The sequence below is a fragment of the Fibrobacter sp. genome (assembly GCA_017503015.1).
Lineage (GTDB): Bacteria > Fibrobacterota > Fibrobacteria > Fibrobacterales > Fibrobacteraceae > Fibrobacter.
Genome location: JAFVTX010000028.1, coordinates 25,682 through 42,850, shown reverse-complemented (window position 1 = coordinate 42,850; position 17,169 = coordinate 25,682). Strand labels below are relative to the sequence as shown.

Genomic DNA, 17,169 nt, shown 5'->3' with positions numbered 1-17,169 from the left:
AAATCACCACATGTTGTGGTGGTCTTGAATTGAAAAGCACAAGATATGGTGTTTTTTGTTATTATTTGACCGCTGACCCATTTTGATGAAAAAAAGGTAAAAGTAATGATTGTTACAGTGAAAAAGCGCGACGGCCGCGAGATGCCGTTTAACATCGAGAAGATTTCTGCCGCTATCGAGAAGGCTTTCCGCGCCTCTGGTGAATTGGACGAACAGATCAAGGCCTCCCAGGACCAGCTGAATTTGTTGGGAAACGACGACGTGCTCTCCAGCACGGCCCTCCAGGTGGCGGCAAGCGCCGTTGGCCTCTTGGAAGCCGAGGGCAAGGTAAAGCCCGAAATCGAGGAAATCCAGGACGCCGTTGAAAAGGCCCTGACCGAGGGCGGTTTTGCCGATACCGCCAAGAGCTACATCCTGTACCGTGCCGAGCGTACCCGCATCCGCGAAGTGAACACCCGCCTCATGCACACGCTCCGCGACATTACTTTCAGTTCCGCCAAGGAATCCGACCTCAAGCGCGAAAACGCGAACATCGACGGCGACACCGCCATGGGCACCATGCTCAAGTACGGCTCCGAATCGGCCAAGCATTTCTACACCATGATGATGCTCAAGCCCGAGCACAGCCGCGCACACTCCGAGGGCGATATCCACATCCACGATTTGGACTTCTACTCCCTCACCATGACCTGCTGCCAGATCGACCTGAAGAAACTGTTCAAGGGCGGCTTCAACACCGGTCACGGCCACCTGCGCGAACCCAAGGATATCCGCAGCTACGCGGCTCTTGCCGCCATTGCCATACAAAGTAACCAGAACGACCAGCACGGTGGCCAGTCCATTCCCAACTTCGACTACGCCATGGCCGATGGCGTGCGCATTACTTACCGCAAGGCCTACCTCTCCAACCTGGTGAAGGCCCTGATTCTCTTTACCGGCAAGGAAGAAGAGGAAATCCTTCCGGTGGTCAAGAAGCTCCACTCCGAAATGGCCGAGATGGGCATGGTGGCGACCCTCGTGCCCAACGAGAAGTTTGTGGAAGCCGAAGCCCGCGAGCTTTCCAAGGTCTATGACACCGAAATCGTGATGAAGGCCCAGAAGTTCGCCGAGAAGCAGGCCTACGAAGAAACGGACAAGACCACCTTCCAGGCCATGGAAGCTTTCGTGCACAACCTGAACTCCATGCACAGCCGCGCCGGCGCCCAGACGCCGTTCTCTAGCATCAACTACGGCATGTGCACCGAGCCCGAAGCCCGCATGGTCATGCGTAACCTGCTGCTCACCACCGACGAGGGCCTGGGCGGCGGCGAGACGGCCATTTTCCCCATCCAGATTTTCCGTGTCAAGGAAGGCATCAGCCTGAATCCTGGCGACCCCAACTACGACCTGTTCAAGCTGGCCTGCAAGGTGAGCGCGAAGCGCCTGTTCCCCAACTTCAGCTTCCAGGATGCTCCGTACAACCTGCAGTACTACAAGCCGGGCCACCCCGAAACGGAAATCTCTTACATGGGTTGCCGTACCCGCGTGATCGGCAACAACTACGACCCGACCCGCGAAATCAGTTTCGGCCGTGGTAACCTGAGCTTCACCTCTATCAACCTGCCCCGCATCGCCATCAAGATGAAGTCCGTGGACCTGTTCTTCAAGGAACTGGACCGCATGCTGCAACTGGTGAGTGACCAGCTCATGGAACGCTTTGCTGTGCAGAGCCGTCGCAAGGTCAAGAACTTCCCCTTCCTCATGGGACAGGGCGTGTGGATCGATTCCGAAAAGCTGGGCTGGGAGGATACCGTGGGCGAAGTCATCAAGCACGGCACTCTTTCCATCGGTTTCATCGGCCTTGCCGAAACCCTGGTGGCCCTTACCGGCAAGCATCACGGCGAATCCGAGGCTTCCCAGGAACTGGGTCTCAAGATTATCGGCCACATGCGTGAATTCTGCGACAAGGAATCCAAGCGCCTTGGCCTGAACTTCAGCTTGCTGGCTACTCCCGCCGAAGGCCTTTCCGGTCGTTTCGTGCGCATGGACAAGAAGAAGTTCGGCATTATCCCGGGCGTTACCGACCGCGATTACTACACCAACTCTTTCCACGTGCCGGTGTACTACAAGATTTCGGCTTTCAAGAAGATTTCTCTGGAAGCCCCGTACCACGCTCTCACCAACGCTGGCCACATCAGCTACGTGGAACTGGATGGCGACCCGAGCCAGAACCTGGACGCCTTCGAGAAGATCGTGCACCACATGGCAAAATCCGGCATCGGTTACGGAAGCATCAACCACCCGGTGGACCGCGACCCGGTTTGCGGATTCGTGGGTGTTATCGGAGACTGCTGCCCCCGCTGCGGACGTAGCGAAGGTCACGCCATTTCCGAGGCCAAGATCGAGGAACTGCGCAAGCTTTACCCGGGTATGCCTGCGTTCAAGGGAATTAGATAAATTCAGATTTAAGATTTCGGAGTTCGGAATTTGATGAATGAAAATAATTCTGAAATCTGAAATCCGAAATCATAATTAACATAAGGAGGACAACATGTCTGAAAAAGAACTGAGCAAGTATGGCGAGGGTGTGGGTTTCGAACGCATCCGCCGCATCACCGGTTACCTGGTAGGTACCATCGACCGTTTCAACAACGCGAAGCGCGCCGAAGTGAACGACCGCGTAAAGCACGGGGTGTAATACGGAACAGCAAACTCCGAGACTCCGCATTGCGGGAATTGAGCCGGAATCCTTTGTGGACGGGCCCGGTATCCGCATGACGGTTTTCACCCAGGGCTGTCACCATCATTGCCCCGGTTGCCAGAACCCGCAGACCCACGACTTTGCAGGCGGGCACTTTATCGATATCGAAGAGATTCTTGCGATGATCGACGAGAACCCCCTGCTGGACGGAGTCACTTTCAGCGGCGGCGACCCCATGGAGCAATCGGCGGCCCTGATCCCGCTGGCCCGCGAAATCAAGGAACGGGGTATGAACCTGATTATCTACACGGGTTATACCTACGAACGTCTCATGGAACTGAAGGAAGAGCGTCCGGACTTTTTCGAACTGCTCACCTTTGCCGACATCCTGATTGACGGCCCCTTCGTGATGGCGAAACGTTCCCTGGAACTCAAGTTCCGCGGCTCCAGCAACCAGCGCATCATCGACGTGCCCGAAAGCCTTGCCCAGGGCCGTGTGGTGCTGCACCAGATCCAGCTGGACGAAATGGCGGAGCGGGAACCGCTTGCCGTCAAGTGCGCTGTTTAGCCCAGCGCCAGTTTCCAGGCCAACAGGTACAGGCCGTAATACATCAATAGACCAATACCGTCTGCGCTCGAAAGGGGAGTCCCCCAGCGCAGGCTCTTTTTTTTCGGAATGAATCCGCAGAACAGCCCCGCCACGAACCCGTAGGCGTGTCCCAGGATGTCTGCGTTCTCTCCAAGCCCGAGAAACACCGCCAGCGATGCCGCCCCGCACAGGGGTGCGAACCTGCGGAGCATCCCGTGGCTTTCCTTGGGCATCAGTCGGAACTCGATGACCGAAAGGCATCCGATGGCGGCGAACACGAAGGTGGAAAACCCCAGGGAGCGAAAGTCCGTCTGCACCGTGGCCGACACACAGAGATTTGCCACGGCGGCGGCCACGGCGATAAAGGGCGCAAGTCTGAGGAGCGGAATACGGAAGGTAATCATGTTCATTACGATGTATCCGCAGAGCAGGTTCGACGCCAAATGCCTGGCGTCGCCGTGCAGGGTCTGTGCGGTAAGGCTTCGCCACCATTCCCCCTTCAGGACCTTGGCCGCGTCGGAGACCCCTTCGCTGTGGAGGTTTATTTTGTCCGTGAATTGCAGCAGTGTTACGAGAATGGGCGCAAGCAGCACCCACAGGGGCTGCAGGCTGAAACTCAGCGGTATGGGCGGGTTCTCCTCCTTCGGGGGATTCTCCTTGTGGTACAGTTCCAGCTGGAGCCTTGCCGCACCCTCCATCTCAGGCACAACGAAAATCTGGAACGGCCCTTCTTCCGAACGCACAAGCCTGTGCTCGATTCCCTGGGAAAGTAGCACTAGACTGTCGTCCCGCACCTGCCGGAAAGTCCCTTCGGATACCTGCACCGTTTCGGGGTATTCGGGAGTTTCCTGCTGTTCCGCAGGCGGCACAGGCTGTGCAGATGCCGCCGTAAACGCTTCCGTAGAACCTTCGGGAGGCTTGCGCATATAGCGGGGCCTAAGCGGCGACATCAGGCGTGGCATAATCCTCCGCAATATACATTTTCTGCCTACGGCGTTTCCTGCACGCTGGCGATTGCCCTGATGATTCTTGCAGGAACACCGTTTTGGCGGGCAAGTCTTGGCCATTGGCGAACGGCATCTTCGACTTCGTGTAGAATCTTTTTGTAACGGCCCTGCCTGAGCCCTGCGAATTTTGCCACGGCCTTGAAATCGTCCAGTGTAAAGCCGTCACGCTTGCCGTTGAAGGTCATCTGGTGTGACCCGGTCCATGCCCCTTGCGGGTTGTAGGCATAGGTCATATCGAATGCGGGGGCGAGGGCCCATGTTCCCTGCTTGTCCATCAGGAACCCGATGTTCTTGGCGTGATCGTCCTGGTTGCGGGAGCAAATGTTGAAGGCTGCCCGGCGGTACATTTCTTCCAGGGCGTCGTAGCCCAGGCCTAGCCGCTTGATAACGTCCAGTGCCTGCTCGTAGCTGTAGGCCCCCGGCATGTTGAAGTCGTAGTGGGCAAGGCCGCAAAGGGACTGGTAATGCAGTTTTTTGCCGCCTGCCAGCCTGTCGAACCGACGTGTCATAAAGTGCCTGTGTCCGGCACTTTCGTAGAGCCTGCATTCTGTCATGTGGATGCCTGCAAGATTCACCATTTGCGAGTAGGTGTATTCTATGGCGCCGTAACCGAACAGGTCTGCGTTTTCCTTGTCGCCGTTATGCTCCACGTCGTCGAGTTTCAACAGCCAGTATCCAAAATCCGGTTCGGCCTCCACCTGCCCGGAACGCATTTCGCCGGTGGTTTCGTTGTAGGCCACCAGGATTTTTGCCCGGGCGCCCCCCGCAGAAGTCCCGACCTTGAGAATTTCCTCGAAAGACCGGTTGTTCTTTTTGCTGAGCCTTTTTGTGGAAAAGTGCTTGCGCCGGTTCAGAATTTCGGCGGCGAAAGCTCGCAGGCTTTCCACGTCAATGGAATCGTCTGTGCGGGAATCGGGCCCCTGCAGGGGCGAAAATTCCAGCGCTCCCATGCCACGATTCCCTGTATAGCACAGGCGTTCAAGGGCGGTAAAACTTTCGGGAGTGCGTCCCTGCCGCAGCAGCCAGGAGTCTATGACCTTGTTGCCGAACTTGTCGGGAAGGCTGTCTGCAAAAAGTCCGGGCAATCCGTGGAATGTCCCTGACAGTTGCGGGAAACTGTAGATCCGCCTGGATACGGGCATCACAAGGGGCGAGGGTTCGATTCCCGCTCCAATAAAGGGCTCGGCGTATTCGAAACGGGCGACGGAGTCGCCTTCCAGCATGGAAATTGCTCCGATGGTCGTTCCCCAGAGTTTTACCTGTACTGCAATCATCTTGTACCGTTACTTGTCTTCTTCCCAGACCCAGGGCTTCTTTTTACCGGAATTTTGTGTTGCGGAATAATTGGCGCCGGTATCGAAGATGACGTTGGCTCCAGAATTTTTCTTGTGGGGGGAGCCCGCCCGCTGCCGGGGCTTTATTTTTCCCATTTGCAGGATTTGCATGGGCGAGGGAGAATCGTCGGGGAAAATTCCCAGGAAGGTTTCCAGCATGCCGCAGGCCCGCAGCACCTTGACCAGGTTCAGTATTTGCACGGAATCACCACGTTCGATTCGCTCTACCGTTCCCTTGCTGACTCCGGCCATTTGGGCAAGCTTTGCTTGGGTCCAATTGTTCCTGACACGGAATGCCGCCATACGCTTGCCGAGCAGGGCAAGTGCGGATTCGTCGGTCTGTGCAGAGTACATGGCCATAGCTCCTCCTATTATCTTGTTTTAAATATAATAAAATTCTTAAAAATGTGCAAATATTTTTCATTAAATATAATGAAAAATTGGCAAAAACTAGTATTATTTCTTAAAATTTAGTGAAATAAATTTTAATGTTTTGACGGGAAAAGCGTGCTAAGCGAGTGTCATAGAAAAAGTTCACTTTTTCTCTATGACCGAGTGACGCCGCTGACGCCGAAGGCGTCAAAAGGGTATGTTGCTTCGCAGTCTCCGCTGACGCGGCTGCTCAGCAACCCTTCGGGCTCGACACTCACTCACGTTCGCGTCAAGCTCAAAAACCACCTATTTCATGCGCTACGCGCACGGTGGTTTTTGACGTCTTCGACGTCCGCTTGGTCGGCTCGGCATAAAAACATTCTGTTTTTATGCGCTCGCCTCGGGCGCTACTGCCGCACCCTCTTCGAGGGTCCGGGCCCTTCCGCGATAAACGAAAAAAGACACCATAAAGGTGTCTTTTTTCGTTTAGAGCGGGAAAAGGGAATGTTAGCCCACAAAACGCCTTGCTTGCGCAAGGTTGCGGTCTAACCCTACGGGCTTAATGTTCGTGAACTCACATTAAGCTCATAAAGCGACTATCGTATGCACTTCGTGCACGTCGCTTTATGCCGCACCCTCTCCCCCAAGGGGTCTCGGGTCCGACCCAACTTCTCAACCGAATACAAAAAAGCCCAGCAAAAAGCTGGGCGTTTTTGTATTCGAGCGGGAAAAGGGAATACTCAGCATCGGTCACTCGCTGCGCGAGCCGATGCTTCGCCCTACGGGCTTGAGGCTTGCGCCTCAAGTGCTGAAATTTTTCAATTATGTTCACTTTGTTCTCATATGAAAAATTTCAGTCGCACCCTCTTCTCGGCTCCGAGTCCCTTTTTATCCCGACGCATAAAAAAAGAAAACCACCCCAAAAAGGGTGGTTTTTCTTTTTTTCGAGCGGGAAAAGGGACTCGGACCCTCGACCCCGACCTTGGCAAGGTCGTGCTCTACCAACTGAGCTATTCCCGCGGGGTGAGACCAATTATAGCTTAAGGATTTTAGATTGTCAAGGGCTTTTGCAGGGAAAAAATCAAAATTTCGTGCTTTTTTCCCCTCAATTCGAAGATTCCCTCTTTTTTGGCGATATAGCCGTGGGGGATAGGCTTGGGCAATTCCTGGAAATATTCCTCCGAAATCAGGAATTCCTGCCCCAGCTTGGTGCAGAGCCCCTGGATCCTGGCGGTAGTGTTCAGCACGTCCCCGTGGTAGGCCATTTCGCTCCCGAAATTGCCCACCTCCGTAGAAATGACCTTCCCGCAGTGGATTCCGGCCTTGAACTGGGGCGTTACCCCGAATTTTTTTATGAATTTGGCGCTTTTCCCGGCGATACATTCCGAAAAATCGTAAAAACAGTCCACCGGCCGGGCCTTTTTGCGGCAGGCGGACATTTTCCAGGTCAAAAAGGCCCCGTCCCCTGCAATCTGGTAGATTTCGCCCCTGTTTTCTTCGCAACAGTTAGAAAGCAGGCTGTAGTAGTCCTTCAAAAAGCTGCTGTACTTCACGTGGCCCAGTTCTTCGGCCAGGGAGGTGGAATGCCTCAGGTCGATGAACATGAAAACCCGATCTTCTTCCTTGGGTTCTTGCGATTTGCCAAGGAAGGTGTTCCAGAACACCCTCGGGCCGAATTTTTTGTGCACGGAACGTAAGGCCGTAATGAGGTAGGCCGCAAAGAAGTACAAAATAACCTGGACCCGCACCTCGTGGGACATTAGGTTGTCTTTGATGGAGGCTAGCGAGACCTCGTTGACAAGACCTTCGTCGGCATTGGACTGGAACAGCAGTATGCACAAGATAATGCTTGCGTGTATGGCGGCGATAAAGTAGAAGGTCCGTACCAGCAGGGCCTTCCACACGGGCCTACAATCCCGCTCGTCTTTTAGGATAATAACATCGTATATCCCATGGGAAAGTCCCATGAACAGGGAGAACTGCAGCATGAGCAGGAGCGGCTCTATAGACAAGTCACCCTGGTCCCGATACATCTCCAGCATAGAGATACCGATGGCTACGCCCATCCAGCAGAGCACGTAGAAGCATACGGCCCTGAACTTTCGCTGTGTCTGTCGGGTAATAGCAGCCATAGGTCTAGTGGATAAAGAGTGGAAGCGCCCAGATCATGGCGATGAGGATGATATCCTTGTAGGATTCACCCATCAGGAGGGTGGATGATAAGAAAAAGATGATGGTCGCAAGGGTCAAGAACACCCACAGGGGCGCCCTTTTTTTCAAAAAACTCTTGATTTTGTCTTTCGTTGCTTTGTCCATCAATCAAATCTCGGAAATAGTAGTCAGTCATCAGTTATGAGTTTTCAGTTATAGAAGAAGCACCTCGAACCTCACCACTCATAACTCATAACTAATTTACATTATTTTCCCCCGTGGGCAACAACTATAATGTATTTTTAAGAAATGCTGGGTCTCTATATCCATATCCCCTTTTGTGAAAAAATCTGCGATTATTGCGATTTTTTCACTATCCAGGGGCCGGATCGGCTCCACGTGGAGTACCTGGGCCTGCTTTCGCAGGAAATTTCTGCCTTTTCGGAGCGGCATCCAGGAGCCTTAGAACAGGTGGAAACCCTCTATCTTGGGGGCGGAACTCCGTCTATCCTGTCTCCGGAGAAACTGGCTCGGCTTTTTTCCATATTGGACGGTGCCGGAGTGCCTCTTCGGCGGTTGAAGGAATCCACCATGGAGTTCAATCCGGAATCTTGCGACCAGGAGCGGCTAGCCGTAGCGCTAGAAAATGGCGTTACCCGGGCAAGCCTCGGACTACAGACCTTTAGGCCGGAGCTTTTGCAGGCGGTGGGCCGTAGGCACACTCCGGAGGCAGGCCTTGCCGCCCTGGAGCGCCTCTTGTCTCAAGAAAACCTGAGGGTCACGGCAGACCTGATGTTCAATCTACCGGTGCAGACGGTGTCGCAATTTTTGGAAGACCTGGACAGATTGTCGGCCTACCCGCTGGGCCATATCAGTTTTTACGGCCTTAAGGTAGACCCTCGCACAAGGCTCGGCCACCGCCTAGAAAAAGGCGAGTTACAGGTGGACGAGGACCTGTACGGCGACATGTACCGTGAAGGGGTCAAGCTACTCGAATCTAAGGGCTTCGAACGTTACGAGGTATCCAACTTTGCACGCTCGGGAGAGGAAAGCCTTCACAACCTGAATTACTGGCGCCGGGGTGAATACCTTGCCTTTGGCCCTTCGGCCAACGCCTTCTTTGAGGGCGTCCGGTTCCACGCTCCCGATCGTTATCCGGAGTGGCGCCGCTATGTACAGGCGGGCTGCCCGGAAAGCCAGCTGTCGAAAGACCCTATCGGCCACGACGAGCAGGTGGCGGAACTTATCCAGCTTTCATTACGAACAAAGTACGGCCTGGACATAGACGCCTTGCAACATCTGGGCGTTCGCCTCTCGGAAAAAACAGTTTCCCGCTGGATGGAACGGGGCTTCTTGAAACGGCAGGGGTCGCACCTTGTGCTCGAAGGCGACGGCTGGCTCTTTATGGACTCCGTAGTGGCCGATTTATATTCCAACTTGGAATAATTCGCCTTGAATTCGGATTCTAGAAAAGTGTGATTTAGGCCTCAAATCGGGCCGTGTCCTCGGCAAAAAAAATACCCTTGCCCATAAAAAAACATATTTTTAGAGATGTAAGTGCCCAGGCTTGTAATTGGGCGTGTTTGTTGTTGCGCAAAAAGAGCGAGGATGGTATGTTGGCAAAACGACAAAATGGGTTGTTCCTATTTGTAAGCACCCTGCTGCTGATGGCGGCATGGGGTTTTGCCGGCGTGAACTATAGTGGAGACTGCATTAACGATGCTAAGCCGGATTCCCGCTGCGTTTACCTGCCCCTGGATGTGGGACAGATGATAGGGCTCTATGTAGAAGATCCTCCAAAAAGCGGGAATCGCCTTAAAAACGCGCCCTTGTACGTTTATGCCCCCAATGCGGGATCCGATACCATTGTGTTTACGGTGGGAAGTGATGTCGTCGCCAACGGCCAGATGTTCACTTCTGACAATAATGGCTACGTGGTCACCGGTGTAACGGGGCATTGGACCGTTTCCAACGCCCCTCTAGGGGTTTCCGTCAACTCATCCATGCAGGATGTCAACGTCATCTATGTCTACAACTTCTACGTGCCGGAGTTTCAGTTCTGCGAAGATGCCGACTGCAAGGAGGTCATCTCCGATATTTCGAACATCCAGCTGAACGTGGGTGATACGCTGCCGGTCTATGTTCAGTCGGTAATACCCCTTGGCCCCTCGAAAGGCAAGCTGGATACTCTTGCCAAGGATTTGCAATACTTCCTTTCCTCAAAGCACGAAGACCTAAAGTTCTTGACGCCGGCAAAAACGCCTATGGGCCATGGGACGATCAATGGCACGAAATACTACATAGGTCAGCTTTCCGAGTCCAGGTCGTCTTTCCTGGTGACGTCGGACAAGGCTATTTCCGACGTGAATTTTACCCTGGAATCTTCTATCTACAACCCGAAGCCTGACAGTACGGTTTTCCGCACCAAGGAAGAGTTCCCCGGTAACCTGCAGTTTGTGAACTACGGACTGCCCTCCCTGGATAGCGCCTTCATCTACGATACCGACGGTGACGGTGTAGGCGATAGCATTGCGGCCTACTTTAACGGCCAGATGAACGGGGTTTCTCTGGAGAATTTCCAGTATAACTGGCCCACGGGCGGTGACTACACGGATTTCAGCGGGGACTTTACCCTGGACGGTCACCTGGCTGAGCTCACCGGCGTAAAGACTACGATTCCCGATGGCGAGGGCCAGGGGAACCTGAAGGTGGATGCCTCGTCTACGGTGTCTGGTGCCAGCGGAAACCTTTCTACCGCTATTCAGGACCGCATTGGCCCGGTTATCCAGACGGCAACCCTTGAACCGGGTGACGGTGACTATGATTATGTGATTCTCAGCTTCAATAAACCTCTGGATACGTCTTGGACCTCGGGTAGCGGTTTCCTCCTGGATGGCGTCCCCCTGTCCATGACGGCGGTAGAAAAGGGCGTCGGTGGAAACGACCGCATTTGGAAGTTCAAGGTGCCCAAGAATTCCGTCCAGGTGGGAGGCGAGTTGGAACTGGCCACCTCTTGCGCCAAGGACAAGTGCCCCGACGGGCTTATCAAGGCTGCCGACGGCAACAAGACGGGCAAGAACAACCCCGTGAAGATTACCAATTCGGGCAAGAACTACGTGGATGACGAACGGAACGGCTTCTACGACAAAAACGGTGACGGCCGTATGGACAGTGCCACGGTGGCCTTCAAGGAACCCATTTCCAAGAAGGACCTGGAAGATATGGAAGTGGTGCTGTACTGGATGGATAATCAGGGCAACGTGCTGGAAATCAAGCCCGACCTGACGGACACCAACTTCGTGAAGCTTTCCAAGGACGGCCTAGTACTCTCCATTACGGTGGATACCACCAAGTTCGACGTGCAGCGGATGCTCACCTATGTGGATACTGCCGGCATCGATGTGGATAGCCTCAAGTACGGCTTTGCCAAGGTCACAAAGCCCGTGGTCCAGGCGGACGGCACCACCAAGATGGAAACCTACGATTGCACCATGCACGACCGCATGTCTCCCGTGATTTCGGGAACCTTCCTGGAGCCGGAGTCCTTCCAGAAGATGGAAGCCGACGTGCTGACCATCTCCTTCTCTGAACCTGTGGACAAGAAGGCTTTGGAGGACTTGACGGCCCTGTCCGATTGCTTCAAGTTCAAGGTGGACGGAGAATGGGTGTCTATTCCCTTCAGTTCTCTGGAATGGAGCAAGGACGGCAAGTCCGTAAAGCTCCACCTGGAAAACGGCGTGCCCCTCGCGGAGCGCCTGAACCCGGCGGATTCCATAAAGTTTGACTTTGACAAGGCAAAGATTACAGACCTGGATGGCAATGGGGTGTCTCCCAATTCTCAGCCGACGATGGTCAAGGGCGACCCCCGCGTGCTGATGCAATCCACCTCCCTTGCCAGTCTGGACCGCGCCGTCTTGTTGGCGGACAAGGCGGCCTTTACGGAACGCTTTGTCAATGCCGACGAACCTATGGACGAAGAGATGAAAAAGTCTCTCGGAGTTCTGATGGACATCAGTTTTGCGACCGTCATGGGAGAGGACTCTACGGGTGTTTCTAAGATGAACCTGGACGATGTGGGCCTCTCTTGGGAACTGAAGGTGTTTACCAATTTGGGTGCCTATGTCGGTGGCGCCTCGAACAAGATAAAGTGCAGTGACAAGGCTTTTGAAGGCAACTGCTTTGAGCATGCCAAGAAGATGTATGTGCGCTGGAACATGCGCTCTAGCGAAGGCCGTAAGGTCGGTGTAGGTGTTTATGTTGCGCAGTTCAAGATCAATGTTTACGGCGCAAAGGACAATTTTAAAGTTGAAAGGATTTACAACTGGGGTATCCGTGCCGGCAAGGGCGGAATGAGCCTTGGGGACTAAAACCTTTCAGAGGGTAGTGCTATGAAAAAGATGGCAAGAAACTTGACAACGGCGATTCTTTCGGCAGTGACGCTTGCACTTGCCGGAGTCGCAACTCCGTCGGGAGCTCCGGAAAACCCGGCGACAGGCATCTGGATTCAGCAGATTGGCGAAATCGTGGAACAGCCTTCCACGAACGCCACCCTCTATTATACCAAGTACATCGGCACCGACCGTGTCAAGAGTATTGACTACTTCTATGACGGCCTGGGGTACTTGAGGCTTTTAAACAAGAAGGACCTGTGCCATTCAAACGGTGCCGACGGCATTATGCACCACCCGGACGGTGACCTGATTGTGGCTGGTCAGGGCGCAAGACTTCACAAGATAAAAAAGAATAGCGGAAGCACCAATGCCAACACCTGTGTGGCAAAGACCTCCCCTGCGAACTACAAGACGGAAAATTCGGGAACGGGAAGTACCCAGGGCTACTGGCACGTGATGGTGGACCCGAACCACAAGTTTGTTTGGGCCGACGGTATGCCGGGGCCCCTGGTCCGTTACGCCCTGGACAACACGAATGACGGGGGATTGTCCAATGTGGGTTATCAGGTGGAATTGAGGACGCCCGCCAAGGAACCCTACAAGAGCCTGCCGGACCGCAACAAGAATATTAAGCAGGTTACTACCGTGATATGGGACGGCGAAGGTAATGCCTTTTATACCTATTCAAACTATGCAGGCGGCGGATGTGAAACGGACCTGAATGGTGTTGCTTGTAGCGAAGACCTGAGAAAACAGTGGAGGGCGGGCTCCCACTTCGGTTATTTTACGGATACTACATGGAAAAAAATCAACAATGCCGCAGATTCGGCGAAATACTTGGGGCACGTAGGGGATTCCGTGGTCATTGGCCTTGGGAAAATAACCCTTATTGATTCCCTGGAAGGAGCCCATGGCGGAACATACGACCCCTATTCAAACACCATCTTTATCTTTGGCGGTTCTAAAATTGTGCAGATTGAACCTTACAGGGAAGGAGGCCAGATGAAGGCTAGGGTGCTTGCCGAAATTAACCTGCGCACCTTCTTTTTCCCGGAAGACACGACTCACCTTTCCGGTCCCCGTACTCCCTCCTGCAGGCAGAAAGCCGACCCTACGACAGGTGAATGGGGCAATTCCGGTCAATCCGGCTATTGCGATGGTGGTACAAACAGAAATGGGGCCACTCCCACGGTGGGTTGGCGCCTGGACCAGGGAACGGTCGATGGCCATGGCCACTTGTTTGTGGCTAGTAACACTGGACATGTGATTTTCATAGACTATGCGGCAAATCCGCAACGTCTTATCGATAACAATGTGCTTGCCCACATGCAGTGGATAGATAACTTCCTAGACGATTTGGCTCCTTTGGACAAAATTAAAATCGCCCGTTCTAGCGCAAGTACCATTGGCGATGTTTCTTCAAGTAGTTGGGAAAGACTCAGTTCACAAGAAGAATGGAATGAATCTTCTAGCAGTAACCAGTCGTCTAGCAGCCAGGGGACATCTTCTAATAGCGAGGGGTCGTCCGGTAGTGAGGAATCTTCTAGTAGCACGGATTCTTCGGATAGCAGCGATTCTTCTTCCGACAGCGATGGCTCCTCCGATAGTGGAGAATCCTCTAGTAGCACGGATTCTTCGGATAGCAATGATTCTTCTTCCGGCAGCGAGGGGTCTTCTGGTAGTGGGGACTCTTCTAGTAGCACGGGTTCTTCGGATAGTAATGGTTCCTCTTCCAATAGCGAAGGCTCCTCTGAAAGCAATGGCTCCAGCAGTAGCCAGGGGGGAGGAGGAGAGTTGTTTAGTAGCTCTTCTAGCAGCGACGAAGGCAGTGGCGGAGGAATTCTGTTTAGCAGCAGTACTGGAAACTACAGCCCCAATGGTGGCGGTGAGGATTTCGGGTATAGCTCAGCTGGCGGTGGATATGTCAACCCGTCTTGGGACGATTATGACAAGGGCGATTCTGTAGTCCAGAATGCGGGTGTTCTGGTGCCTGCCGACGACAAGAAGCCCGGTGACCCCGGTACGGTGACTATCGGTGAGAATGTGTACTATGTGGACAACAACCCCACGGATATCTCTTTGGACTTCCGTCAGAACGCCAATATCGATTCGGCCAAGGTCGGAGATGTGGTGGCTATAACACTGAGTGCGGACAAGGTGAAGGAATACTTTGGTGATAACGTAGATTCTCTGACCTTTACGACACCGTCCGGATTGGTTCTGATAGATCCTAATAATCCGGCTCCTGGTGATTCAATTAAGGTCAATGCCGATGGAAGTGTTACCATCTATGTGACGGCTAACGATCCTGTCAGAAATGGTGAAATTTACGTCACCAACGAAGTTGGACAGCTTGTGGTGATTGATAACATCAACTTCTTTGCGGTGGTCCCCGAAGGCAAGGTGGCCATGATCAAGGATTCTGATTTGGACAGCCAGCTGGATTACGTGGAAATCCTATTGCAGGACACGTTGTCAGAGTTTGTGGATGTCATGTCCGTTTCACTGGTGGTTAATGGAGTGATGTTGAACTCGGCTACCGTACCGACTCTCAACGGAGATCGGAGCAGGATTATCTTGAAGGACGTTTCTGACTTGGTGTTCCCTGAAGATATCGAGGAGAATTCTTATGCTCAGGTAACTTATAGGGACAAATCCAACGGAGCCGTATATGTACGTCAGGTTCCGCTAGTAGAGTTGGGAACCAATATCATCAAGGCCGCCCATGCCATTAGGGATACCACCAAGGGCGGTTTGGACTCCCTGTTTGTAGAGTTCAACGTAGATATTATTCCCATTGATCTGAGCTATCCAGAAATGTTGATTGCCATGAAGCAAAAGGGCAAGGAAGTCTTCTTTGGACTTGGCCAAGTTTCCAAGGTCTACCTACCTTCTAAGAACATTGTCATCTTTGTGGGAGAAGACTTGAAACTTCAAGGGAACATGAAGGATAGTGTTTCCTTGTATCCCAATGTGACCTTCAGCAACGCTCCGTTCATCACGTCCGACGAATATGACCGTCATGTCCCTGTGTCAGTGGTAGATCGTTTGCCGGCTGTGAATGCTGTTGAATACTGGGATACGGATTATGATGGTGTTATGGATCAGGTTGTAGTTAAGTATGCGGCGCCATTGAAGAAAGAGGATTTGGAAAAACTTCATATGACCTTCCCCTGGTATAGTGACCGTGGATTGTTGGTGCAGTTGCAGGCTCAACCTTCGTATCTGAAGCTGGATCCCAAGGATCCGACCAAGGTTATTTGGGACGTTTACTCTCCGTCGCCATTAGCCAAGGGAGTTACCAGCATTAGTGAATCTTTGCCGCCGGCAACAGTGTACACCTATTATCCGGTCTTTGGAGAGGTCTTTGTCAACGAAGATCCTGTAAGGGTTACCGATAAGATGTCTCCGGTTATTGCAGGGGCTACCCTTAATTACGGCAAAAAGGCAGATACATTGGCAGTCGCTTTCTCTGAACCCATTAAGAAGGTAGAGGGTCGGGATTACTTCCGTTATATCCACGGCAAGGATACTTTGGATTTGATTCCCTCGTCTATTTCTTGGTCCGAAGATGGCATGATTGCCACTTTGATCTTGGATGCTGGTCAGGTGACTGTGATGCCCGGTGATTCCCTGATGGTGGTCCGCGGAAGTAAGGATGCTATTCAGGATAACTTCGGTAATATTGCCGGAGATGATCCGTCGCCGGTGATTATTGGAGGCTTGCTGAATCATTTGGTGGAATCCACTAAGATGGGAACCTTCGATGACAAGGATGAAGTATTGCATACCATGAGTTCTGTGAACCTGCGCTATGTGCCCAGTTCTACGACCAAGGAAGACTTGGAAAAGGAAGGTGCCTTGGGTCACCTGGTGCAGCTAGGCGAAAGGTTCGTGCCGCAGTTGCTGGACCGTGCACAGATAGCTGCCGACGGCTCTGTGGACCCCTCTGTACTTGATTCTCTGGATCCGGAGAAGGTGTTCATCTCCTTCGTGGTTAACTATTTCGATCACTTGGGACAATATGTGAATGATACTGTCATCACGGTGCCTTGTAACAGTCCGAAGTTTGGCGGAAACTGCTTGAATTCGGACCAGAAGGTGTTCGTGAACTGGAACTTCAAGGATCACAACGGACGCTTTGTGGGAACTGGCGTCTATACGGTTCAGTTCAAGATGGTAGTTCGCTACGCTAAGAGGAAGATCGAAGAAGAAATCAAGGACAAGTGGGGTGTCCGTCGTAAAAAGAAGAAATAGGTAAGAATTCTTTAGGTACTAGTTGATAGATACTGGAGAATACAGGAAAAAAGCAAAAGCCGCGATTTCGCGGCTTTTCTTGTGCAGGGAAGGTTGTTTTAGGGAGGGCGTAAGCCTTCCCTAATCGTATTACACAATCATTTCCATGACTGCGGGAATAATGGTGCAGACTACAACCCAAGGATAAGAGAGGGCTCCTTTAAGCCAGCCGGTAGTTTGGACCTTGTTCGTGTCGAAGGAAACCCGCTGTGTATTGCTCAGAGCGGTCTTGACGGACTGGTGGAGGGAATCCTTGAGGTAGACAACAGACAGGTCAAACTCGCGTTTGCTCTCCTGCGCAGAGTCCACCATCTGTAAGAACTTGATACTCATAGAGTTAGCTCGTAAT

12 protein-coding genes and 1 tRNA gene are annotated in these 17,169 nt (G+C 52.8%); 6 read left to right on the top strand and 7 right to left on the bottom strand.

From position 1 onward, the window contains the following. Positions 1 to 105 precede the first annotated feature (105 nt). The 3 genes from IKB43_05320 to nrdG all read left to right on the top strand — a co-directional run bounded on the left by IKB43_05320 (position 106) and on the right by nrdG (position 3,248). On the top strand, positions 106 to 2,436 hold the full coding sequence (locus IKB43_05320) for an anaerobic ribonucleoside triphosphate reductase (protein ID MBR2469560.1): 2,331 nt from the start codon (positions 106 to 108) through the stop codon (positions 2,434 to 2,436). Positions 2,437 to 2,530: 94 nt separating this feature from the next. Continuing rightward, complete coding sequence (locus tag IKB43_05315) at positions 2,531 to 2,677, top strand: hypothetical protein (GenBank protein ID MBR2469559.1); 147 nt, start codon at positions 2,531 to 2,533, stop codon at positions 2,675 to 2,677. Positions 2,678 to 2,705: 28 nt separating this feature from the next. After that, the gene (gene nrdG, locus IKB43_05310) at positions 2,706 to 3,248 is read left to right on the top strand and encodes an anaerobic ribonucleoside-triphosphate reductase activating protein (protein MBR2469558.1); all 543 of its coding nucleotides are present in this window, start codon (positions 2,706 to 2,708) and stop codon (positions 3,246 to 3,248) included. Here nrdG and IKB43_05305 read toward each other — a convergent pair. From IKB43_05305 to IKB43_05280, 6 genes are all read right to left on the bottom strand, one after another. Continuing rightward, complete coding sequence (locus IKB43_05305) at positions 3,245 to 4,231, bottom strand: rhomboid family intramembrane serine protease (protein ID MBR2469557.1); 987 nt, start codon at positions 4,229 to 4,231, stop codon at positions 3,245 to 3,247. The genes nrdG and IKB43_05305 overlap by 4 nt on opposite strands. A gap of 26 nt (positions 4,232 to 4,257) precedes the next feature. Next, the gene (locus IKB43_05300; protein MBR2469556.1) at positions 4,258 to 5,550 is read right to left on the bottom strand and encodes a type II toxin-antitoxin system HipA family toxin; all 1,293 of its coding nucleotides are present in this window, start codon (positions 5,548 to 5,550) and stop codon (positions 4,258 to 4,260) included. Between the two features lie 9 nt (positions 5,551 to 5,559). Then, the gene (locus IKB43_05295) at positions 5,560 to 5,970 is read right to left on the bottom strand and encodes a helix-turn-helix transcriptional regulator (GenBank protein MBR2469555.1); all 411 of its coding nucleotides are present in this window, start codon (positions 5,968 to 5,970) and stop codon (positions 5,560 to 5,562) included. Positions 5,971 to 6,929: 959 nt separating this feature from the next. Further along, positions 6,930 to 7,002 (bottom strand) — tRNA-Gly (locus IKB43_05290). A 29-nt stretch (positions 7,003 to 7,031) separates the two neighbouring features. Further along, positions 7,032 to 8,114 carry an adenylate/guanylate cyclase domain-containing protein gene (locus IKB43_05285; protein MBR2469554.1) on the bottom strand — a complete coding sequence of 361 codons (1,083 nt, stop codon included), beginning with the start codon at positions 8,112 to 8,114 and terminating at the stop codon, positions 7,032 to 7,034. A 4-nt stretch (positions 8,115 to 8,118) separates the two neighbouring features. After that, positions 8,119 to 8,298, bottom strand: a complete 180-nt coding sequence (locus IKB43_05280) for a hypothetical protein (protein MBR2469553.1) — start codon at positions 8,296 to 8,298, stop codon at positions 8,119 to 8,121. A gap of 144 nt (positions 8,299 to 8,442) precedes the next feature. Here IKB43_05280 and hemW point away from each other — a divergent pair, with 144 nt between their 5' ends. The 3 genes from hemW to IKB43_05265 all read left to right on the top strand — a co-directional run bounded on the left by hemW (position 8,443) and on the right by IKB43_05265 (position 16,781). Next, positions 8,443 to 9,579: a radical SAM family heme chaperone HemW gene (gene hemW / locus IKB43_05275; GenBank protein MBR2469552.1), complete on the top strand. Its 1,137-nt coding sequence runs from the start codon at positions 8,443 to 8,445 to the stop codon at positions 9,577 to 9,579. 167 nt (positions 9,580 to 9,746) lie between these two features. Further along, entirely contained in the window at positions 9,747 to 12,500 is a 2,754-nt protein-coding gene (locus tag IKB43_05270; GenBank protein MBR2469551.1) for a hypothetical protein, read from the top strand. Between the two features lie 21 nt (positions 12,501 to 12,521). Next, on the top strand, positions 12,522 to 16,781 hold the full coding sequence (locus tag IKB43_05265; protein MBR2469550.1) for a hypothetical protein: 4,260 nt from the start codon (positions 12,522 to 12,524) through the stop codon (positions 16,779 to 16,781). A 129-nt stretch (positions 16,782 to 16,910) separates the two neighbouring features. Here the strand turns inward: IKB43_05265 and IKB43_05260 are convergent, their stop codons facing one another. Next, complete coding sequence (locus tag IKB43_05260; GenBank protein MBR2469549.1) at positions 16,911 to 17,153, bottom strand: hypothetical protein; 243 nt, start codon at positions 17,151 to 17,153, stop codon at positions 16,911 to 16,913. Positions 17,154 to 17,169: the final 16 nt, after the last annotated feature.